General features: G+C 57.3%; 6 protein-coding genes. 5 read left to right on the top strand and 1 reads right to left on the bottom strand.

Annotated elements, in window-relative coordinates; all coding sequences use genetic code 11:
* Positions 1-538: 538 nt before the first annotated feature.
* The 4 genes from OQE62_RS05655 (at position 539) to OQE62_RS05670 (ending at position 14800) form a co-directional block, all read left to right on the top strand.
* The gene (locus OQE62_RS05655) at positions 539-3109 is read left to right on the top strand and encodes a bifunctional serine/threonine-protein kinase/formylglycine-generating enzyme family protein (protein WP_265721029.1); all 2571 of its coding nucleotides are present in this window, start codon (positions 539-541) and stop codon (positions 3107-3109) included.
* A gap of 162 nt (positions 3110-3271) precedes the next feature.
* Complete coding sequence (locus OQE62_RS05660) at positions 3272-5242, top strand: ShlB/FhaC/HecB family hemolysin secretion/activation protein (protein ID WP_265721137.1); 1971 nt, start codon at positions 3272-3274, stop codon at positions 5240-5242.
* Between the two features lie 60 nt (positions 5243-5302).
* Positions 5303-8482, top strand: coding sequence for a two-partner secretion domain-containing protein (locus tag OQE62_RS05665; RefSeq protein ID WP_265721030.1), 3180 nt, complete (start codon positions 5303-5305; stop codon positions 8480-8482).
* A gap of 195 nt (positions 8483-8677) precedes the next feature.
* A complete protein-coding gene (locus tag OQE62_RS05670) occupies positions 8678-14800 on the top strand; it encodes a beta strand repeat-containing protein (protein ID WP_265721031.1) in 6123 nt (2040 codons plus the stop codon).
* 89 nt (positions 14801-14889) lie between these two features.
* Here the strand turns inward: OQE62_RS05670 and OQE62_RS05675 are convergent, their stop codons facing one another.
* Positions 14890-16800, bottom strand: a complete 1911-nt coding sequence (locus OQE62_RS05675) for a hypothetical protein (protein WP_265721032.1) — start codon at positions 16798-16800, stop codon at positions 14890-14892.
* Between the two features lie 745 nt (positions 16801-17545).
* Between OQE62_RS05675 and ppc the strand changes: the two genes are divergently transcribed.
* Positions 17546-20218, top strand: coding sequence for a phosphoenolpyruvate carboxylase (gene ppc / locus OQE62_RS05680; protein WP_265721033.1), 2673 nt, complete (start codon positions 17546-17548; stop codon positions 20216-20218).
* The last annotated feature ends 27 nt before the right edge of the window (positions 20219-20245 follow it).

A 20245-nucleotide genomic window follows, 5' to 3' on the forward strand; every position in this document is an offset into this window, starting at 1 on the left:
TAACGGCAACTGGGCGCATTTAAACAGAGCCGAACAGGGAAAAAAACCGGAATCCGAAATTTTTAAATCGACTCTGGCACCAAATTTCCGAGCGTGCCTGCAAGGGTGTTGGATCTTATGGATTTCAGGGGATCTTTCACTCTGACCCTATTTTTGCAGGGCGCGTCGATGCAGGGGTTGTGACAGATTTTCCTGTCGCCTTTCAGGGGGCCGAATAAATCCCACTCTGGAACCATTTATTGCTTAAAGATTTTTAATTAACGGGGTGGAGGCGGTTCTTTCATCATTAAAGGCTGAGCAGAGAGCGGATTGCCCGCAAATGGAAAATTTTCAATTAACGTGTAATCGCGTGAAATCAAATTTTGGCGATTTGCGCGGGTTACTCAATTGTTGCGTGATGGGGCGTCGGGTATACTGCGCGCCTGCATCATTATGGCCAGTGCGATCTGCACACGTTTTTTCAGTGACGCAATCGACAGAATCCGATCAGCCGGCGCGGTAATGGGAAGTACTGTGCTCATGTTCCAGGGAGGTGGGTGTGAACGATGAAACACGCATAGTCAAGCGGCGGGGCGAGCCCCTGCCGGAATGCGATGACGGCGACACGACAGTTTATGTCGAGCACGAGAATACCGGGGCCAACGATCATCCGCCGGCCAGTGCAAATCCCGGCCTGATCCCCTCTGCGGCCGCCGGCTTCACCGCCGATGCCACCGTCGTCAAACCCGCGGCCCATGTGAAGAGCACGCCCAAGCCACAAGATGCGGTGGAGTTCGAACCTTCGGCCGCCGGCTCCGGCGCCGTCACAAAGACGGTCATCAAGGGGCGCTTCGAGCTCGACAAGCTGCTCGGCGTCGGCGGCATGGGGGCTGTCTACAAGGCGCTCGACCGCCGCAAGCTGGAAGCCAGCGACAGCGAACCCTATGTGGCCATCAAGCTGCTCAACGACGATTTCCAGCAGCATCCGGACGCCTTCATCTCCCTGCAGCGCGAGGCGCGCAAGTCGCAGACCCTGGCGCACCCGAATATCGTAACCGTCTACGACTTCGACCGGGAAGACGATCGTGTCTTCATGACCATGGAGTTCCTCGAGGGCTCCCCGCTCGACAAGCTGCTGCGCGAACACGCCGATGTGGGGCTGGAATTCGACCAGGCCTGCTCGGTGCTGCACGATATCTCCCAGGCCCTGATATACGCCCACTCCCACCAGATCGTACACTCGGACTTCAAGCCCGGGAATATCTTCGTTACCCGCAAGAAAGGCGCCAAGGTTTTCGATTTCGGTATTGCCCGCGCGGTATCCGAGGGCAGTGTCGCCAGTTCAGCGGGCGAGAAAACCCTGTTCGATGCCGGCACCCTGGGGGCGCTGACGCCGGCCTACGCCAGCTACGAGATGCTCAAGGGCGGCGAGCCAGCGCCCAGCGACGATGTCTACGCACTCGCCTGTGTGGCCTACGAGCTGTTCAGTGGCCGGCACCCCTTCGGCAAGCAGCCCGCCGACAGAGCGGCGGAGCGCAAGCTGAAACCCGCACGAATCCGCTCCCTGAGCCGCCGCCAATGGCGCGCCCTGGAGTCCGCCCTCGCGATCCACCGCGAGGACCGGACGCCCACCGTCGACAAGTTCGTGCAGAAATTTTTCGGCAACAATACCTGGAAATGGGTTTTCGGCAGTGTGATAGCCGCGTTGGTGGTCGCTGCCGGCGCCGGCTACACCTATCTGGAAAAAGAAAACGTCCAGGAGCAGAAGCGGGTTAAAGTCGAGCTGGAACAGAAGCTGGAGCAAGAGCTTCTGCAGAGCCGTATCGCCGACAAGCGCGAGGCCATCGACCGGCTGGTGGCCCTCAGTGCCCTCACCCCCGCCTGGGAGGAGGATCTGGAGATCGAGCTTCAGGAGTATTCCGAACTCAACCCCTCGGACGAAAGCTACCTCGATACCACCCAGCAGCAGGTCTACGAACTGTTTGTAGCCGCCGCCACCGGTCAGCTCAATCTCGGCAACCTCGACCAGGCGGAAGACATGCTTACCCGCGGTGCCGGCTGGCACAGCGAAACCGGCGAGGCCGAAGCGATCAAATCGCAGCTGGCAGACGAGCGCCAAGCGCTGCGCCAGCGTCTGGAAGCCGAGCGACTCGCGGCCGAGCGGGAAGCAGCGCTCAAGCGCCAGCGGGAACTGGCCGAACAGCGCCGCCAGGCGGCCCTGGAGGAGCAGCGCAAGATCGATGCGGTACTGGACGATATGGAGCAGGCCCTGCGCTGCAGTTTCAATATGAATATTGCCGGCGGTGTCGGCGGGCAGCTGGAGCGCCTGGCGGCGCTGGATTCGGCCAAGGCGCAGAAAATCCGCCCGGTGCTCGGCGAGGAAATGGCTGGCTGCTTCAGCCGGCTGGCCGACCGAAACCCCGTACGCACTGAGCCCCTCCTGAACGAGGCCAGAGCCCTGCTGCCGGCACAGGCAGTACTGACGGACTTTAAGCTTGATTTCTGCGGGCACCTCCAGCCCGGTAGCGGCGGCCGCGGCGATCGCTACAGCTGTGCCGACCACCTGGCCGGAGGCGGGGAAGCGCCCGTTATGGTTGTTGTCAAAGGGGACAGTAACAAGCCGCTGGTTGTTGGAAAGTACGAGATCAGCAACGGCGACTACCGACACTTCTGCGAGTCGACCGGTCAGTGTGACGATCTATCCTCCCTTGGCCCCGATAACATGCCGCTCAACAACATCTCGCTGGCGCAGGCACAGGCCTATATCGATTGGCTCAGCGAGCAGACGGGGCACCAGTATCGACTGCCCACAGAACGCGAGTGGTTTGCTGCGGCCAGCGCCGGAGGGCAGGGGGAAGTCGCAGACCGCAACTGTTACCTGAAATACGGCGGTATCGAAAAGGGGGCCGAGCTAGTGGCGGTAAGCTCGGGCGGTGGCAACAGCTTTGGCCTAGTCAACCCGGTGGGGAATGTGCAGGAGTGGGCCTACGGTGCGGATGGAAGCCTGTTGGCCGTTGGAGGCAGCCGCGAAGACGCGATGAGCCGCTGCCTCGCTACTACCAAGCGCTTTCACGACGGTCAGGCCGACCTCGTGACCGGTTTCCGGGTCGCGCGAGATCTGAGGCGCTGATCCACATAGGTGGCCATGTCCTTGTGGCTTCCGGCTCCCGTCAATGGTCCCGGTTCGGATTTTTCCGGCCGGATGATTAAAACAACAAGTCTCGGCCGCTTCCGACGAAGCCTGGCTTCGGCCGGTCGAATGATGACTTACAAGGATTGTTAAGGGGTGGATATGTTTTCGCGTTATCGAAGCCGATTAGCTGTTGTCGGAGCCAGTCTGCTGTTGTTGCCGCCTGCAGCGCAGTCGCAGGATGAGGGTTCTAGCTTCCGAAGCAAGGTTCGGGCGGCCTTCGACCAGGATGTGCCCACAGTCAGCGAGCAGGACGCAAGCCGGGAATTTCTGCAGCGGCGACGGGAAGCACGTGACCCTAATCTCGACACTGATATCCCCGAGGCCTCCCAGCGAACCGAGGGACCGCGGATCAGCGTAAAGGAATTTCGCTTTCACCGGCTCAAGGAATTTCCGGAGTATGGAGTTACCCGCGAAAAGGTGCAGCGGCTCGCCGAGGAGTTGCGGGTAAAATTCATGAAAGAGGACCAGCTCGTTGCCAGTGGCTATACCGTAGAGGAGTTGGAGGAGCTGGCTCTTCAGCTTGACGGCATCGGTGCCCGCTATAACGCGGAGGATCTGGGCCCCGCCGAACTGCGCCGGCTGGTCAATATGGTAGAGAAGCAAAACGCCGAGCGCGGCCTCACTTTCGGCGACCTGGAGGAAATTGCCGCGGAAATGACCCGCTTTTACCGTAAACAGGGTCTGTTTCTGGCTCAGGTCCTGATCCCGGCACAGGAGGTAAGCGACGGTGTAGTCACATTGACGGTCCAAGAGGGACTCTTGGGGCAGATCGTTGCCGATGACAACAAGAAATACAGCCTGGAACAGCTGTCCGAACCCTTTGAAGGCCAGCGTGGCCAATTGGTCAGTCACGACAGCGTGGAGGAAGGCCTCTATCTGCTGAACGACCTTCCGAGCCTGAATATCACCGGCTATTTCAGTGCTGGAGAAAATCCGGGAGAAACAAAGCTGAACCTGAGGGTGCGCGACGAAAGCAGCTGGCGAATGGTTAGCCGTTTTGATAACCATGGTTCCACGTTTACTGGCGACCAACGCATGTTCAACTCTGTGGACTGGCTCAACCCTCTCGGTATTGGTGACGCGTTGACGTTAGGCTACCTGAAATCCAGTGATGCCAGTAACCTGGACGAAGACTTTGGCTCGGACCTGGGCCAGTTTCGTTACAGTCTGCCGATGTTTGGTGCTCGCACGCGTCTGCAGCTTTCCGCCGACTACAACCAATTTAAGCTGCACGATGTAGAAAACCCGAACAACGTGGTCAATCTGCTGGAAATCGAAGGGGTTAATGAAAGCTACGCGGTAAGCATAGACCACAAATTCCGTCGTTCGCGGGATTTCAACCTGACGGGATCTTTCAGCCTCACCGAAAAGAAATCCGAGCTGGAAGCCATCGTCCCCCTGCCGGAACCGGGGGACCATGTGTATGGCGGCGAGCTGGGGTTGTATGTCGATACCCTGTCCAGTGGTGCGGTTTCGATGCTCAACATTCTAAATGCCAAAGTCCAGTACGGCGAGCACCAGAACCCGGTCGAGGAGGAGCGCGGGGTCGACTTCACCAAGTTCGCGGCCGACAGCAATTCGCTGATACTTGTCCCCATGCCCTTTAGCGATAAAAAATCGCGCCTGATTCTCAAGAGCCGCTGGCAGTACAGCGACAGCAGTCTTCCAGCATTTGAGCAGTTTCCCCTGGGCGGTGCTAACGGCGTCCGCAGTTTCAACGTACGTGATTTTTCCGCCGATACTGCCGGCCTGCTCTCCGCGGAGTGGTACCTGGATTTTCCGGATACAATCAATCCCCGAATCCTGGGGCGCGAGTTGAACGATATTCTGCAGGTCGCGCTGATAGCCGATGGCGGCTACGGCGTTGTGCGAAACTACGAAGAGGGGGAGCACGATGACTGGGCCAGATTCTCAGGTGCGGGCCTGCTGTTCAAAATGAGCTGGAATGAATCTTTCAGCAGCCAGGTCTCCGTCGCCTGGCCCACCATGTCCAAATCCTCTGTGGATGGAACGGGGGACGATGCGGACGATCCGGCCATCTACGCAGACCTGACGTTCTTCTTCAACTGATCGAACCAAATTTTCGTCGGACAATGCACGCGAGCGGGATGCTCGCTACAGGATACCAGCATGAAAGCAAACAAAGTAGCATTCCAACTCAAGAAACTGGCTTCCGCGATCAGATTATCCCCATTTGCCTGCGCCGGCGTAATTGCCAGCCAGGTGGGGGCTCCACATGCCTACGCCGGACCATCGGGTGAGACCATCGTCAATGGTACGGGTGACGTTACCTACAACATAGAAGAACTCATCACTACCATCGAGCAGGATAGCGATTTCCTGGCCATAGAGTGGGATTCATTCGATATCAGCCCCGATGAGCTTGTCGAGTTCCTTCACTCCGACGAAAGCAACTCTTCCTTCGTGGTCCTAAATCGCATCATCGGTGGAGATGCCAGCGAAATCCAGGGAAGCATCGAGTCTTCGGGCCACGTCATTCTCGTAAACCCGCGCGGTATCCTGTTTACCGAATCTGCGACCATCGATGTGGGGGCCATTACCGCCTCCGGCCTGGATGTCGACGCTGACAAGATCCGTGAAGCCGGCTTCAGCCTGGCGGAAGACTTGTCCCTCGCTGCCGACGGTGCCGGCGGTGGGTATGTGATCAATGAGGGTGTCATCGATGCCGCCAGCGGTTCGGCGGCGCTGGTGGGGCGCCAGGTGCACAATGCCGCCGGCGCACAGCTGATCGGGGCCAGGCTGGCGAGCCTGACCGCGGCAGATGAAGCCGTTCTCACATTTGACGCAGACGGACTGATTGGTGTCAGCGTCGAACAGGCGGTACTGGAAGATGTGCTCGGTATCGACAGTGCCCTGCTGAACCAGGGGGAAGTGGCCGGCGCCCAGGTGCTGATGGAGGCGAGCGTTTCCGGGGGGTTGTTTACCAATGCGGTAAATAACGAGGGTGTCGTCCGCGCGAACGGTATCGACGCCAGTGATGGCAGTATACGCCTGACCGGCAGTGGTGCCGGCATAAGCAACAGCCAGGAACTGACAGCCAATTCCGAACTTATTGCCAGCACCCAAGGTTCGTTCGTCAATACGGGGCTCATCGAGGCCGAAGGTGTAACCATTGATGTGGGTACCGGCGGCGCGGATACCCAGAATACCCTGGGTGATATCAATGTCTCCGGCTCGATTACCGTAACCGGCGGTGCCGGAGAAGACAGCTTTGGCCTGTCGCAGACAGAAGACGACCTGGAAATTACCGGTAGCAAATCCCTGTCGGTTGGTGACAGCACTACATTCAGCCAGGTCGAGATCATCGACGTTTCCGCGGGTACCGGGACAATTGACGGCGCGACAGATGAAGACTGGGTGCTGACGAATGACGGAAATACCCAGAACAGCGATATCACATTTGTCAATGCGCAAGAGCTGCGGGCCAACGGCGGGAAGCTGGTGGGCAGCGGCAATGCCGACGAATTTGTAATCGCGGACCAGAATGCGGTCAGTGTCGGCGATATGACTTTTCGCAATATTTCACAGGTGGAGGGGACCACTGCCGATAATGATCTGGATGCCGGAAACGACAGGATCGATCTCGCCGGCGAGAATCGCAAGCTGACAGCTTCGGGCGTCACCTTCACGGGCATCGCCAGTGCCACGACGGGCTCCCTCCACGGTGATGCCGGAGCCGGGGGCTTTACCCTTAATGCCGGGGGAGGCGTCACAGCTTGGCAAACCACATTCAGTGACCTTTCCAATGTGGTTTCCGATGGCGCCGTCAATCTTCTCGATGCCACCGCTGTAACCGATCTGGCCCTGACCGGAGAATTGAAGCAGGTTAGAGCCGCGAGCATCGACTTCGATGGTCTCGACAGTGTCACAGCCAGCGAACTGGACGCGACTGCGGTCAGCGACCTGGCACTGACCGGAGGTGCGAATGAAGTAAGTTCCTCGGAAATCACCTTCACAGGACTCTCGCACGTCGATGCAACGAACCTGAACGCCACTAGCGCGAATGACCTGGCGTTGACCGGCGAATCGAAGCAGGTTAGAGCCGCGAGCATCGACTTCGATGGTCTCGACAGTGTCACCGCCGGCGACCTGGATGCGACTGCGGTCAACGACCTGGCACTGACCGGAGGCGCGAATGAAGTAAGCTCCTCGGAAATCACTTTCACGGGACTCTCCCACGTCGACGCAACGATCCTGGACGCGACCAGCGTGAATGACCTGGCGCTGACCGGCGAATCGAAGCAGGTTAGAGCCGCGAGCATCGACTTCGATGGTCTCGACAGTGTCACCGCCGGCGAACTGGATGCGACTGCGGTCAACGACCTGGCACTGACCGGAGGCGCGAATGAAGTAAGCTCCTCGGAAATCACTTTCACGGGACTCTCAAACGTCGACGCAACGAGCCTGGACGCTACCAGCGTGAATGACCTGGCGCTGACCGGCGAATCGAAGCAGGTTCGAGCAGGAGGTATCGACTTCGATGGTCTCGGCAACGTCACGGCCGGCGAACTGGATGCGACTGCGGTAAGCGATCTGGCACTGACCGGAGGTGCGAATGAGGTAAACTCCTCGGAAATCACTTTCACGGGACTTTCAAACGTCGACGCAACGAGCCTGGATGGCACCAGCGTGAATGACCTGACGCTGACCGGAGAATTGAAGCAGGTTAGAGCCGCGAGCATCGACTTCGATGGTCTCGGCACCGTCACCGCCGGCGAACTGGATGCGACTGCGGTCAGCGACGTGGCACTGACCGGAGGCGCGAATGACGTAATCTCCTCGGAAATCACTTTCACGGGACTTTCAATCGTCGACGCAACGAGCCTGGACGCTACCAACGTGAATGACCTGGCGCTGACCGGCGAATCGAAGAAAGTTAGAGCAGGGGGCATCGACTTCGATGGTCTCGGCAACGTCACCGCCGGCGAACTGGATGCGACTGCGGTCAGCGACTTGGCACTGACCGGAGGCGCGAATGAAGTAAGCTCCTCGGAAATCATCTTCACGGGACTCTCGCACGTCGATACAACGAGCCTGGATGCCACCAGCGCGACCGACCTGGCGTTGACTGGCGAATTAAAGCAGGTTAAAGCCGCGAACATCGACTTCGATGGTCTCGACAGTGTCACTGCCAGCGACCTGGATGCGACTGCGGTCAGCGAGCTGGCACTGACCGGAGGCGCGAATGAAGTAAGCTCCTCGGAAATCATCTTCACGGGACTCTCGCACGTCGATACAACGAGCCTGGATGCCACCAGCGCGACCGACCTGGCGTTGACTGGCGAATAAAAGCAGGTTAAAGCCGCGAACATCGACTTCGATGGTCTCGACAGTGTCACTGCCAGCGAACTGGATGCGACTGCGGTCAGCGATCTGGCACTGACCGGAGGCGCGAATGAAGTAAATTCCTCGGAAATCACGTTCGCGGGACTCTCGAACGTCGATGCAACGAGCCTGGACGCCACCAGAGCGACCGACCTGGCGTTGACTGGCGAATCGAAGCAGGTTAGAGCCGCGAACATCGATTTCGATGGTCTCGACAGTGTCACTGCCAGCGAACTGGATGCGACTGCGGTCAGCGATCTGGCACTGACCGGAGGCGCGAATGAAGTAAATTCCTCGGAAATCACCTTCGCGGGACTCTCGAACGTCGATGCAACGAGCCTGGACGCCACCAGTGCGACCGACCTGGCGTTGACTGGCGAATCGAAGCAGGTTAGAGCCGCGAACATCGATTTCGATGGTCTCGACAGTGTCACTGCCAGCGCCCTGGATGCAACTGCGGTCAGCGACCTAACACTGACTGGAGGCGCGAATGAAGTAAGCTCCTCGGAAATCACTTTCGCGGGGCTCTCAACCGTTGACGCAACGAGCCTGGATGCCACCAGAGTGGATGACCTGGTGTTGACCGGCGAGTCCCGTGAGGTTGAATCATCCGGTATTACTTTCGCGGGCCTGTCCAATGTGAACGCGGAAAGTCTGACAGGTAGTGGCGATGGCAGTAGCCTTCTGCTTCGGGCCGATGGAGATCTTCGTTCCAGTGACATCATCTTTGCAAACCTGGAAACGGTAGAGGCGGTTGGCGCCGAAGATTCACTGGATGCCAGTGAATATACACAAGGTCTGTCAGTGGAAGATGGAGACAATCATCTGAGTTCCGCTGATATCAACTTTACCGGTATCGATTCCGCTGTTGTCGCCACTCTGGAAAGTGATCGTTCTACGGGGATTTATGAAATAACAGGTGAAAACAGTCTCGAATTCGCGGAAATCAGTTTTAGTGGCCTGGAAAAACTGAACGGGAACGGCGGGGAAGTGGCGTTGGTAACACTGGCAGGCGATATAGCCCTGGATTGGGATTACGACAACGGATATTTCTATTCCGCCAATGGAATTACCGTGACTGGCATTGATGCCCTGGAAGTCGACTCCAGTATTGCGGATGCGGTTCTTCTCGGACGGTCTGGCAACGATGACACCTTCGAGACGAGCAGTAATTCCAAAGAGGTGGACATTGGTGATATTTCCTTCGGGAATATTGCCGAAGTGGATGGCAATGGTGGCGAGAATCACTTGAGTGCGAATGGGGATATTACCCTGACAGGAACTGACAGGGAAGCTGAAAGCAGCGAGATTCTGTTCAAGAATATAAAGAGTGCCGACGGTGATGGGATAACCGCTTCCGATAAAGACGACACTTTTATCGTGACGAACTGGAAGCGTCTGGAAGCCAATGGTATAGAGTTCGATAGTGAAGTGAGCCATGTCGATGGCCTTGATAATGAGGATGACGGAGATAGCGTTAAAGGTCGTGAGGGCCGGGACTGGTATCTGTCTGAGGAGGGGGGCAGTGCGTGGAATTCGGGCATTACATTCGAAAACGTAGAGAATTTTGCCAGCAGCGGCGAAGATATTGAGCTTGTAGGAACGGGATCTCGGGAAGAGTTTCAGCTTGCAAGCGACGGTCGGATATCGATTCAGGGCATGAGCTTTGAGGGGCTCAGTAGGGTGAGGGGGGAAGGCGAATCGGATATGCTGGATGCCCTCGATTACGATGGACAGATATCCCTGACATTCTATGACAATGAGCTATTCGGCAGCGGTATCACTTTCGAAGGTATTGATAGCGCAAAGCTTGTGGAGTTGACAGGGAGAAGTTACGACACTGACTTCGACTTTGTCGATATGGATGGCAGTATTGTACTCAGGTCAAATAATATAGATTTTCTGGATGTCAGCTCTGTTACAGGCGATAGCAATAATGATTTTGTCAGTGTCCTGGGGGATGTTGAGCTTACTGGTAACGAGGGTGGGTTCACCGCGCATGGTGTTACCTTCTCTCGGATAGATAGGGTTGATATCGATGGACTCCTGGTTGGCTCTTCGTCCAATGATGAGTTTATATTGGATGGCCATGATAACAACTACACCCTTAAGGCAAATGGTATTGATTTTGGAATGTATAGCGGGGAAGTGGATTCGGGTGGCGAGAGTGGCGATAGCTTGGATGCAACTGACTATACTGATGGCTTGGAGCTGACAGGCGGATTGCGTGAGGTCAAGGCGAGAAATTCCGAGCTATGGTTCTCCAATATTGAAAATTCTTCTGTTTCTCATTTGTTTGGTACCGTAGGGAACGATGAATTTAAATTCACAGCTGATGGCTGGCTAATTGCAAATGAAATCAGCTTCGACAGTCTAAGTCAGATTGATGGGGGAGACGGCCGAGATTTGGTAGATAATTCATCGGCGGGAGAAGGTATAACTTTCAAAAATATTGAAGTGTTTGCCAATGGGTATGCAGATCTGAGTGATTTTACTGAAGGGAAGCTAAGCTTTGAAACAGCTTCAGACCTTATTTTCGAATATATCGATGAGGATGGCATATCTCGGGATATCACTTACGAAGATGTTGATTTAATCGATGTCGGTGACTCCGAAATGATATCGGTCACCGGATTCTCCGGTGCTGACTGGATTATAAAAGACTATAAAGTAGCGGAAAATAACGGCGTAACTTTTGAAAATGTTATTACCTTGATTGCTAATAATGCGGGTATACGGGGAACGGCTGGTGTAGATACGTTTACGCTGCTGGCCAGTGGCGCACTCTCTATCAACGATATGAATATCACCGGAATGGCCTCCGTAAGCGGTGGTGGTGAAGATGGCAGCGATATTTTGTATGCCACCGATAGGACGGCAATCCTGGATTTCGTCGGGGAGTCCACAGAGCTGACAGTTGAAGACCTGGTGTTCGATGGATTTACCGATATTCATGTCCTGGACTTGGAGAGCAATCTTTCCGGCCAGACCTACACCCTCTCTGGAGAAGATAGCCTGGAGGTGTCAGGTCTCAACTTCAATGACCTGCAAACATTCTCCGCCGACGGCGGGACCCTGGCATTCGATGGTGTCTCCGCAGATATCCTGCTGAATGAGTCATCCGATCAGTCAATAGCGGGCTTCAGTGTAAACAGTATTGGCCAGGTCTCGGGCATCGAGATCATTGATGCGAGCAGCATAGAAGACGCCCAGCTTACCGGCAGTTCCGACAGCAACCGTTTTGATGTGGCACTGGTTACTGATGGATCCGGCGATATTACCGGCAGTACCGTAAGCATCGATAATTTCGAGTTTGCGGGCATATCCGATCTTGATGCCAGCGATGGCGGTATCTCGGTGGTCGATGATGCGACCATCGGGCTGTCCGGCGGTTCGGGTAATGCTCACTATGCCGATGCTAAAATCCGGTTTACCAATCTCGGTTCCGTGTCGGGCGGACTGGTCGAGGGCTCCGCTGATGACGACACCTTTATCGTCAGCGGTGCCGGGGCGGTGTTGGCCAATGATATCCAGTTCTCAGGTCTGGACTCCGTTGATACCGGTGGCGGTGGCGACAAGGTGACCGGTTATTCCGGCAAGAATTGGCTGTTGAACGGCAATGAGGGTGAGGCCGAAAACCATGGCATCACCTTTACCAATATCAGTGAACTGGTAGCCGTTGATGCCGGACTGATTGCCACGAACGCCGAAAGGGATTTCGAGCTTAATGACAACGGCTCGGTGAACATTGATTCCGCCAAACTGGTTGCCAGCGGGCTTGCCAGCCTGGACGCCGGCGGTGGCAGCAATACCCTTACTGTTATCGATACCGCCACCATACTCGACACCCGCTCGGTAGAGGCCGGCGGCATTCGCTTCAGTAATATCGATACGGTTCTGGATACCGGTACCCTGGTCGGCACTACGGGGGCCGACGACTTCACGGTCGATGATGAAGATGGTGAAAGGCAGCTGGAGAGCTACGGGATGGCTTTCCGGGATGTCACATCCGTCGATGCACGCGGAAGTGGTAATCACCTGGAAGGCCTGCTGGATGAGGAATGGGTTCTCAGCGGCGCTGACAGGGCACTGGGTTATGGCAATATACAATTCACCGGCCTGGATTCCGCCGCCGGTGGCTCCGGAGTGATCAGGGGCTCTGATGCCGGCGACCAGTACGCCATCGGTAGCGCAAACAACCTGACTGCCAACAGTATCGACTTTGCCGCTATTGATGAGGTGCGGGCCGGAGATGGTATCGACACCGTGGATGCCTCCAGCGGCACCCAGTGGGTGCTGGGAGACGATAGCGGCAAGGCCCGCGCCGGCGAGATCGACTTCGATGGCATAGAGCGGGTCTCCGCAGAAGAAGTGGTGCTAGATGCGGCCGTCAACGGCATTGCCGACGAGTTTTTCCTGGGTACCAGCGGTAAACAGCTGCGTGTCCGCGATATCACTTTCGCATCCGTCAACCGCGTGGATGCCGGCTCCGCCATGGATGCTACTGTCACCGGTGAGGCCAGCAACTGGCGCATCGATGGCGCCGAGGGGCAGCTTCGGGTCAATGGTGTCGACTTTGCCGGTATCGGTGCGGTCAATACGAGCGACGCCACCCTCAGGGCTACCGGTGATGACGAAGTCTTCACTCTTGTCGGCGGCGATCGCGCCCTGAACGCAGCGGGGATAGACTTCGATGGTGTCGCCTCCATCCGGGCCGATGGTGAAAACAGTCAGCTGCGTTCCGGCTCAGACACAACCTATACGCTGGATGCCGCGGGGGATATCAGCACTGCCGCAATGGCGTTCAGCGGCATTGAGCGGGTATCGTCTGCCGGCAAGGATACGATCAATGCGGATGGTGCCGGTTGGTCCTCCGTCGTGAGTAATGGCGCGCTTAGGGAGGGCGTTGCCCGGGCCTCGGTGAACGGTATTACTGTCCTGTTCGAAAACCTGGCGCAGGTCAACGGCACAGACACCTATATCGGTGCAAACCTCGACAGTACCTACGCCTTTGATGACCTGGATACGATGCGTATCGGTGGCGTTACTTACGCCGGTGTGACAGACCTGCAGGCCGGCAGCGGAACGGACCTGCTGGTGGGGGCGGATATCACTGCCGACTGGCGTGTGGATGCTGGCGGTAGCCGCATCAGCAGTAATGGCGGAAGCCTCAGCTTCAGCAGCGTCGAGTCCATCCAGGCCGGGGGGGGAGTGGATACATTTACCCTGTCCGGTGGCAGTCTCACCAGTATCCATACCGGCGGTGGCAGCGATGTGGTGCGATTGGCGGGTACCAATCTTTCCAGCCTGGACCTGGGCAGTGGAGACAACCGGGTTCGGGTGGACAGCGAAAGTGGCGGCAACCTGTCGATTTCGGCCGGCGATGGTGACAACAGCCTGCAGTACAATGTGGCCGGCAATACCTGGGATATCTCCGCCGATGGCACCCGAGTGGGCAACCTGTCGATAAACGGGTTTCGGCAGCTGGAAAATGGCGCCGGTGACCTGAGCCTGCAGACCGATCTCGGTTTTGACTTTGTGGCCAGTGGCAGCCGCAACGGTATCCAGTTTACCGGCCGGGATCTCTACCTGGCCTATGATGGCAATGAAAACATTACCCTCACCAGTGCCACTACCCGAACCATTGGCGGTGAGCTTCGGGCGGATCACGCGGATCTCTCCCTGTCCGGCGACCTGGATATCAGCGCCGATGCCGACACCCTTAACGTGGCGACCACTGGCGACGATATCGATGTGGCGGTGCTGGCGCTGGGGGATCTGACCATAGAGCAGATAGATGCCGGCCGCGGCGATATCACCCTCACGAGCGACAGCTTTGGTTCGCTCGCCGCCCAGACCTACGGTGTGACACACCTGGTCGGCCACAATGTGACTGTGGGCTCCGAAGTTGGCCAGTGGAGCATGATCGGCAGCGCCATCAACCCCCTCCGGATCGACGCCTCGGGTTCGGTGGAATTTGTGTCCCTCAGTTACTTCGAACCGGAGTTTATTGGCGGGATTCCGCAGTTCGCAGCTACCGGTGACCGGTTGCAGTCTGTAGCCAGCGCCCAGGCGGCCCAGGGGCTCAAGTCCGCGGTCCAGAATGCGGTGGAGGATTTCTCCCAGGTGGACGAGGGTATCTTTGTGGAGGTGGCGCCCTATAGCAGTGGCGTGGACGCGGTCAACCTGCCGGAAGCGTCCCTGACTGGACCCGATTCGAATGAGGACGAGGAGGAAGAGGATCGCCTTCAAGAACAGCCCGAGCTTTCTGCAGCTCCATAGGGCTTACTCAGGGCTCTTCAACGGCATACATATTTTATGTCAACAAAAAAGCCGGCTCAAAAGAGCCGGCTTTTTTTTCGCAATTTATATCAGTATAGATATACGGCGCCACTAAATTCAGATTCGTTGCTGTCTTGAGTGCCATTTATTCCGTTGGCATTGCTGGCTTCATTTTGAGCAGAAACCGCGAGAGTATTACCTTCGGATGACAGCGCAATATGTGCACCAAATAGATCGAAATAATCTTGATTTGATTCGGTGTTGGATGCCTTCAGGTATGCAGTTTGCCTCCATGTACTGCTGGAGTAAGTGAAAAGATATGCCGAACCGGCGGAACGGTTAAATGGATCACTCCCCCCCTGGAAGCTGGATGAATTATCGTTCTCATCACCATTTATTCCCGTAGCATTACTGTCTTCGCCATAGGCTCCTACGGCCAGGATGGAAGCATCGTAAGATAGGGCTAGGTCGGTTCCAAAGGTATCTCCCGCTTCTGAATTAGAAGGTTTTAGATAGCTAACCTGCTCCCAGCTTGATCCATCAAGTGAAAATAGATAAACGGCACCACTATCTTCAGCCTCATTGTTGTTTTCTTCGCCATTGATACCTGTGGACTTACTGTCCTCGCCTAGCGCAGAAACGGCCAGAAATCTTCCGTTTCCTGATAGCGCAATTTTGCTTCCAAAAAAATCATGACCTTCCGCATTCGATGCTTTAATAAAGTATTTCTCTTCCCAGCTGTCTTCATTTTGGGTAAATATGTAGGCTGCGCCACTTCTCAGGGCGCCAGAGTCATTTCCTTCGTTATCACTATCTTCATACTGCGCACTGACAGCTAGGGTTTTACCATCGTTGGATAGGGAGACATCAAAGCCGAACTGGTCATGTGATTCGCCGTTACTTGCCTTAAAGTAGGATTGCTGCTCCCAGTAATTCCCGCTTCGAACAAATATATAGGCAGCACCACTGTTTGAACCACCATTATTGGTCTCGTCTCCATCTATTTCTGTTGCGTCGCTGTCTTCTTCGCTTGCGCCGACTGCCAGAATGTCTCCATTGCCAGATAGTGACAGGCTGATACCAAATTCATCCTCAGGGTCCTGATTGGCCGCGGTTAGCCGGGTTTCCTCTATCCAGGAGCCGTTTTCTTCTCCGAATATATAGATAGAATTGGTGAAGTCTTCATTTAACGACCTTACTGCAAGAGTCTTGCCGTCCGCAGAGAGTGATAAATTATCACCAAAAAAGGCACGCTCTGAGGGGATGGTGGCCTTGAGGTAGGTTTGTTGCTTCCAATGTTGCCCTTGCTTATTGAAGATATAGACCGCGCCACTAGATTCAAGATCATCACTTCCCTCATCCTCTATGTTGTCGCTGTCTTCCCCATCAGCACCAACCGCGAGCACTGAGCCGTCGGCTGAAATAGCCAGGCTAGTGCCAAATAGGTCTCGTGCTCCCGTATTGGACGCTTTGAAATAACCAATAGCTTCCACAAGATTGCTGGTCACATTCGACACAGCCACCGGGTCGGACTCCGTACAGCCATAGTCGTTACAGGCCTCCAGGATATAGCTCGCGTTGATCCGGTGCGGGAGGAAGACCTCCAGGTCGTGCCCGGTGGTGTCGCCGTCGAAGCTGTCTATTTCGGGAAAGCCCGATTCGCCATCCGCGTTCTCCAGTAGTCGGTACTCGTCCGCCCCGCTCACTGGCTCCCAGCCGAACTGGAATATCTTGGTAGCCCGTGGCTCCATGGTGAGGGTCGGCTGGTCAGGCGTAGTACCCGTGCCTCCGCTGCTGCTTCCACTGCTTGAGCTGCTGGAGGAACTGGAACTGCTTGAAGAGCTTCCCCCAGAGCTGCTGCCGGAACTGCCGCCCCCATTGTCGCCACCACCCCCTCCGCCGCCTCCACAGGCCGCCAGAAATGCGCTCAGTAGTAAAACCGGCAATTTGCCGCCCAGGTCTGCAAGCCGGTGGCCGGCCGCTTTGGTGTTTATGATCATTGCTGCTCCTTATGAACTGACCGTGTAGGGTTCCCTTCGATGGTGTTGTTGCGCCGTTGCCGATCCTGATCGGCAAATTTCAACTGGCATACTGTTCGATTTTTATTGGGTAGGGGCCTATCTGCGCTGATATTGCCCTGATGGCAGACCGAGAGGCTCGGGACGGGATTCCGCACAAGTGCTTAATATAATTACCTGTGCCAAATGGCAGGATACTGGAGGAAAGTCTGGAGAATACTTCGCTTTGTCTGCGCCCACAATCCCTTGAATTTTCCCTGTCACGCTGTCGGTCCTACCTGCCCGATTCTAGCGAAACTGGTGGTGTTGTATCCACTCCAGGAGGCTGAATCGGAGAACTGAATCGCATTTTTATTTACTGTAGGGAAAGGGGATGGGAGGTGCCGCGCGCACCCCAGGGTGGAAGGTGTCTCCAATAACCGGTGCATTCGTTGCCGGTCGAAAACCTGCTGATTCGATCACTGGGTTATTTTATGTGGCACGGTTCTATTCAAAGCGAATTCCTGGTTTTATTCATGGGAGTTGAAATTTTGTGTTGACGTACAGGATCAATTGCTATTCCCGCATCCTATGTAAATTAAGAATAAGAAATTTACTGGCCTGAAAAGAAGTGATTTGTATCGAAAAATGTTGCAGATGGAAGTAAATTTCCAGGAAAGTCAGCGATCAGGGGTCTTTCTTCATTTTGAAAATATGCGAACATAGCCGGTTCGTCCTGCTACGGAGAATGAAATTGGTGAACCAGGATCAGAACGCCCCTTTACGGGAAGATGTCCGCCTACTCGGCGAGGAGCTCGGCGCGGTACTGCGCGAGCAGGCCGGCGAGCCATTATTCGATACAGTTGAAACCATTCGCCAGGCAGCGGTGGAAAGCCGCAGCCAGGGGGAAATGGAAGTGGGCCGCCTGCGCGAGCTCCTCGATCCGTTGGATGATGAAACTTTGCTGGAAGTCGCGCGCGCGTTCAGCCAGTTTCTCAATCTGGCCAATATTGCGGAGCAGCGTCACCGTGAACGCCTGCATCGGCACCACCAGCGTTTCCCCGGCGATCCGGATACCGACCAGGGGTTGCGCCAGGTTCTGGCGGAACTGAAGAAGGCCGGCATCGGTCGGGACAGGGTCATGGCGGTTCTGCAGGACCTGTCCGTGGAGCTGGTGCTCACCGCCCATCCCACCGAGGTTACCCGCCGCACACTGATTCGCAAATACGACCAGATGGCCGACCTGCTGAGCGATCTGGACAGGCCCGACCTGACGGAAGAGGAGCAGGAAACGTTGCGCCGCCACCTGCGCGAGCAGATCCTCTCCGCCTGGAGCACCGACGAAATCCGACGCGAGCGGCCCACGCCGGTGGACGAGGCCAAGTGGGGCTTCGCCACCATCGAGCAGTCCCTCTGGCAGGCGGTGCCCCAGGGCATGCGCGAGATCGAAGCGGAACTGGACCGCGCCGGCCTGGACCCGCTGCCCGCGGACTGGGTGCCGATCCGATTTGCCTCCTGGATGGGCGGCGACCGCGACGGCAACCCCAATGTCACTGCCGCCGTCACCCGCCAGGTACTATTGCTGGCCCGCTGGATGGCCGCCGACCTCTACCTGCGCGATGTGGAAAACCTGCTCGCCGATCTCTCCATGCACCGCGCCAGCGACGAACTGCTGGAACACACCGGCCCCAGCCATGAACCCTACCGACTGGTGTTGCGCCGCGTCCGCGATCGCCTGCGCACCACCCGCGCGCGCATGGAAGCCCGCGTGACCGGCCGCCCGGAACCGCAAGGGGAGGGCTACACCAGCGGCAGCCAGCTGTTCGACGAGCTGAGCCTGATCGACCGCTCCCTGCGCGCAGTGGGGCTGGCGGCCATCGCCAACGGCCAGCTCAAGGACACACTGCGCCGCCTCAACTGTTTCGGCATCACCCTGTTGTGCCTGGATATCCGCCAGGAATCCACCCGGCATAGCGACGCGCTGGACGCCATCACCCGCTACTTGGAGTTGGGTAGCTACGCGGAGTGGGATGAGGCGCAGAAGCAGCAGTTCCTGCTGGCTGAACTGGAGAGCCGCAGGCCGCTGGTGGACGAGGCCTTTTACGGCAGCGACCTGTGCAGCGACGAAGTGCGCGAGATTCTGGACACCTGCAAAGTGATCGCCGAGCAGGGGCCGGAAGGGCTGGGTGCCTATGTGATTTCCATGGCCCGGACCTCCTCCGACGTGCTCGCCGTGATGCTGCTGCAGAAGATCGCCGGCGTGCGACAGCCGATGCGCGTGGTACCGCTGTTCGAAACCCTGGACGACCTCAACAACGCCGGCGATACCATGAGTGCGCTGCTGGATATCCCGCTGTACAAACAGCGTGTGGCTGCCGGCCAGGAAGTGATGATCGGCTACTCCGATTCCGCCAAGGACGCCGGCTTCCTGGGCGCCGCCTGGGCCCAGTTCCGCACCCAGGAAAAACTCACCGCGATCTTCCGCGAACACGGCATTCCGCTGACCCTGTTCCACGGCCGCGGCGGCTCCATCTCCCGCGGTGGTTCGCCCACCCGCATGGCGCTCCTGTCCCAGCCGCCTGGCTCCGTGGCCGGCCGCATCCGCGTCACCGAACAGGGCGAGATGATCCGCTTCAAGTACGGCCGCCCCTCGGTGGCGGCCTACAACCTGGAGCAGTATGTGGCCGCCACCCTGGAAGCCACGCTGATGCCGCCGGCGGAACCGCGCCCCGAGTGGCGCGAGGAAATGGACCGATTGACCGAAGTGTCGGTGGACGGTTACCGCCAGGTAGTGCGCGACGACCCCGCGCTGGTGTCCTACCTGCGCACGGTGACGCCGGAAACCGAGCTCAGCCGCCTGGCGCTGGGCAGCCGCCCGGCGCGTCGCAAGCCCGGCGGCGGCGTGGAAACCCTGCGCGCGATTCCCTGGGTGTTCGCCTGGACCCAGATCCGCCTGATGCTGCCCGCCTGGCTGGGCTCCGGCGCAGCGTTGGAGAGGGCCCTGGCGAGTCGCGAAGAAACCGAAACCCTGCGCGCCATGAATGAACAGTGGCCCTTCTTCCAGGGCGCCGTGGATATGCTGGAGATGGTACTCGCCAAGGCCGATCCCCGCGTCGCCGCCTGGTACGAAGAGCGCCTCACCGACGACGCCGAGCAGATCCGCCTCGGCCGCACCCTGCGCGAGCGCCTGGCCAGCACCGTCTCGGCACTGCACCGCCTCACCGGCCACGAGAGCCTACTCGACAACAACCCGGTGATGCGCTGGTCCATCCGCGTGCGCGACCCCTATACAGATCCGTTGCACCTGCTGCAGGCGGAACTGATGGCGCGCCTGCGCAACCGCGATAAGGACCCGGAGCTGGAGAGCGCATTGATGGTAACCATCGCCGGTATCGCCGCGGGGATGCGCAATACCGGATGATGCTGCCTCCAGTGCCCGAATTCGGAT

It is taken from the genome of Microbulbifer halophilus (genome assembly GCF_026183675.1).
Taxonomy (GTDB): Bacteria; Pseudomonadota; Gammaproteobacteria; order Pseudomonadales; family Cellvibrionaceae; genus Microbulbifer; species Microbulbifer halophilus.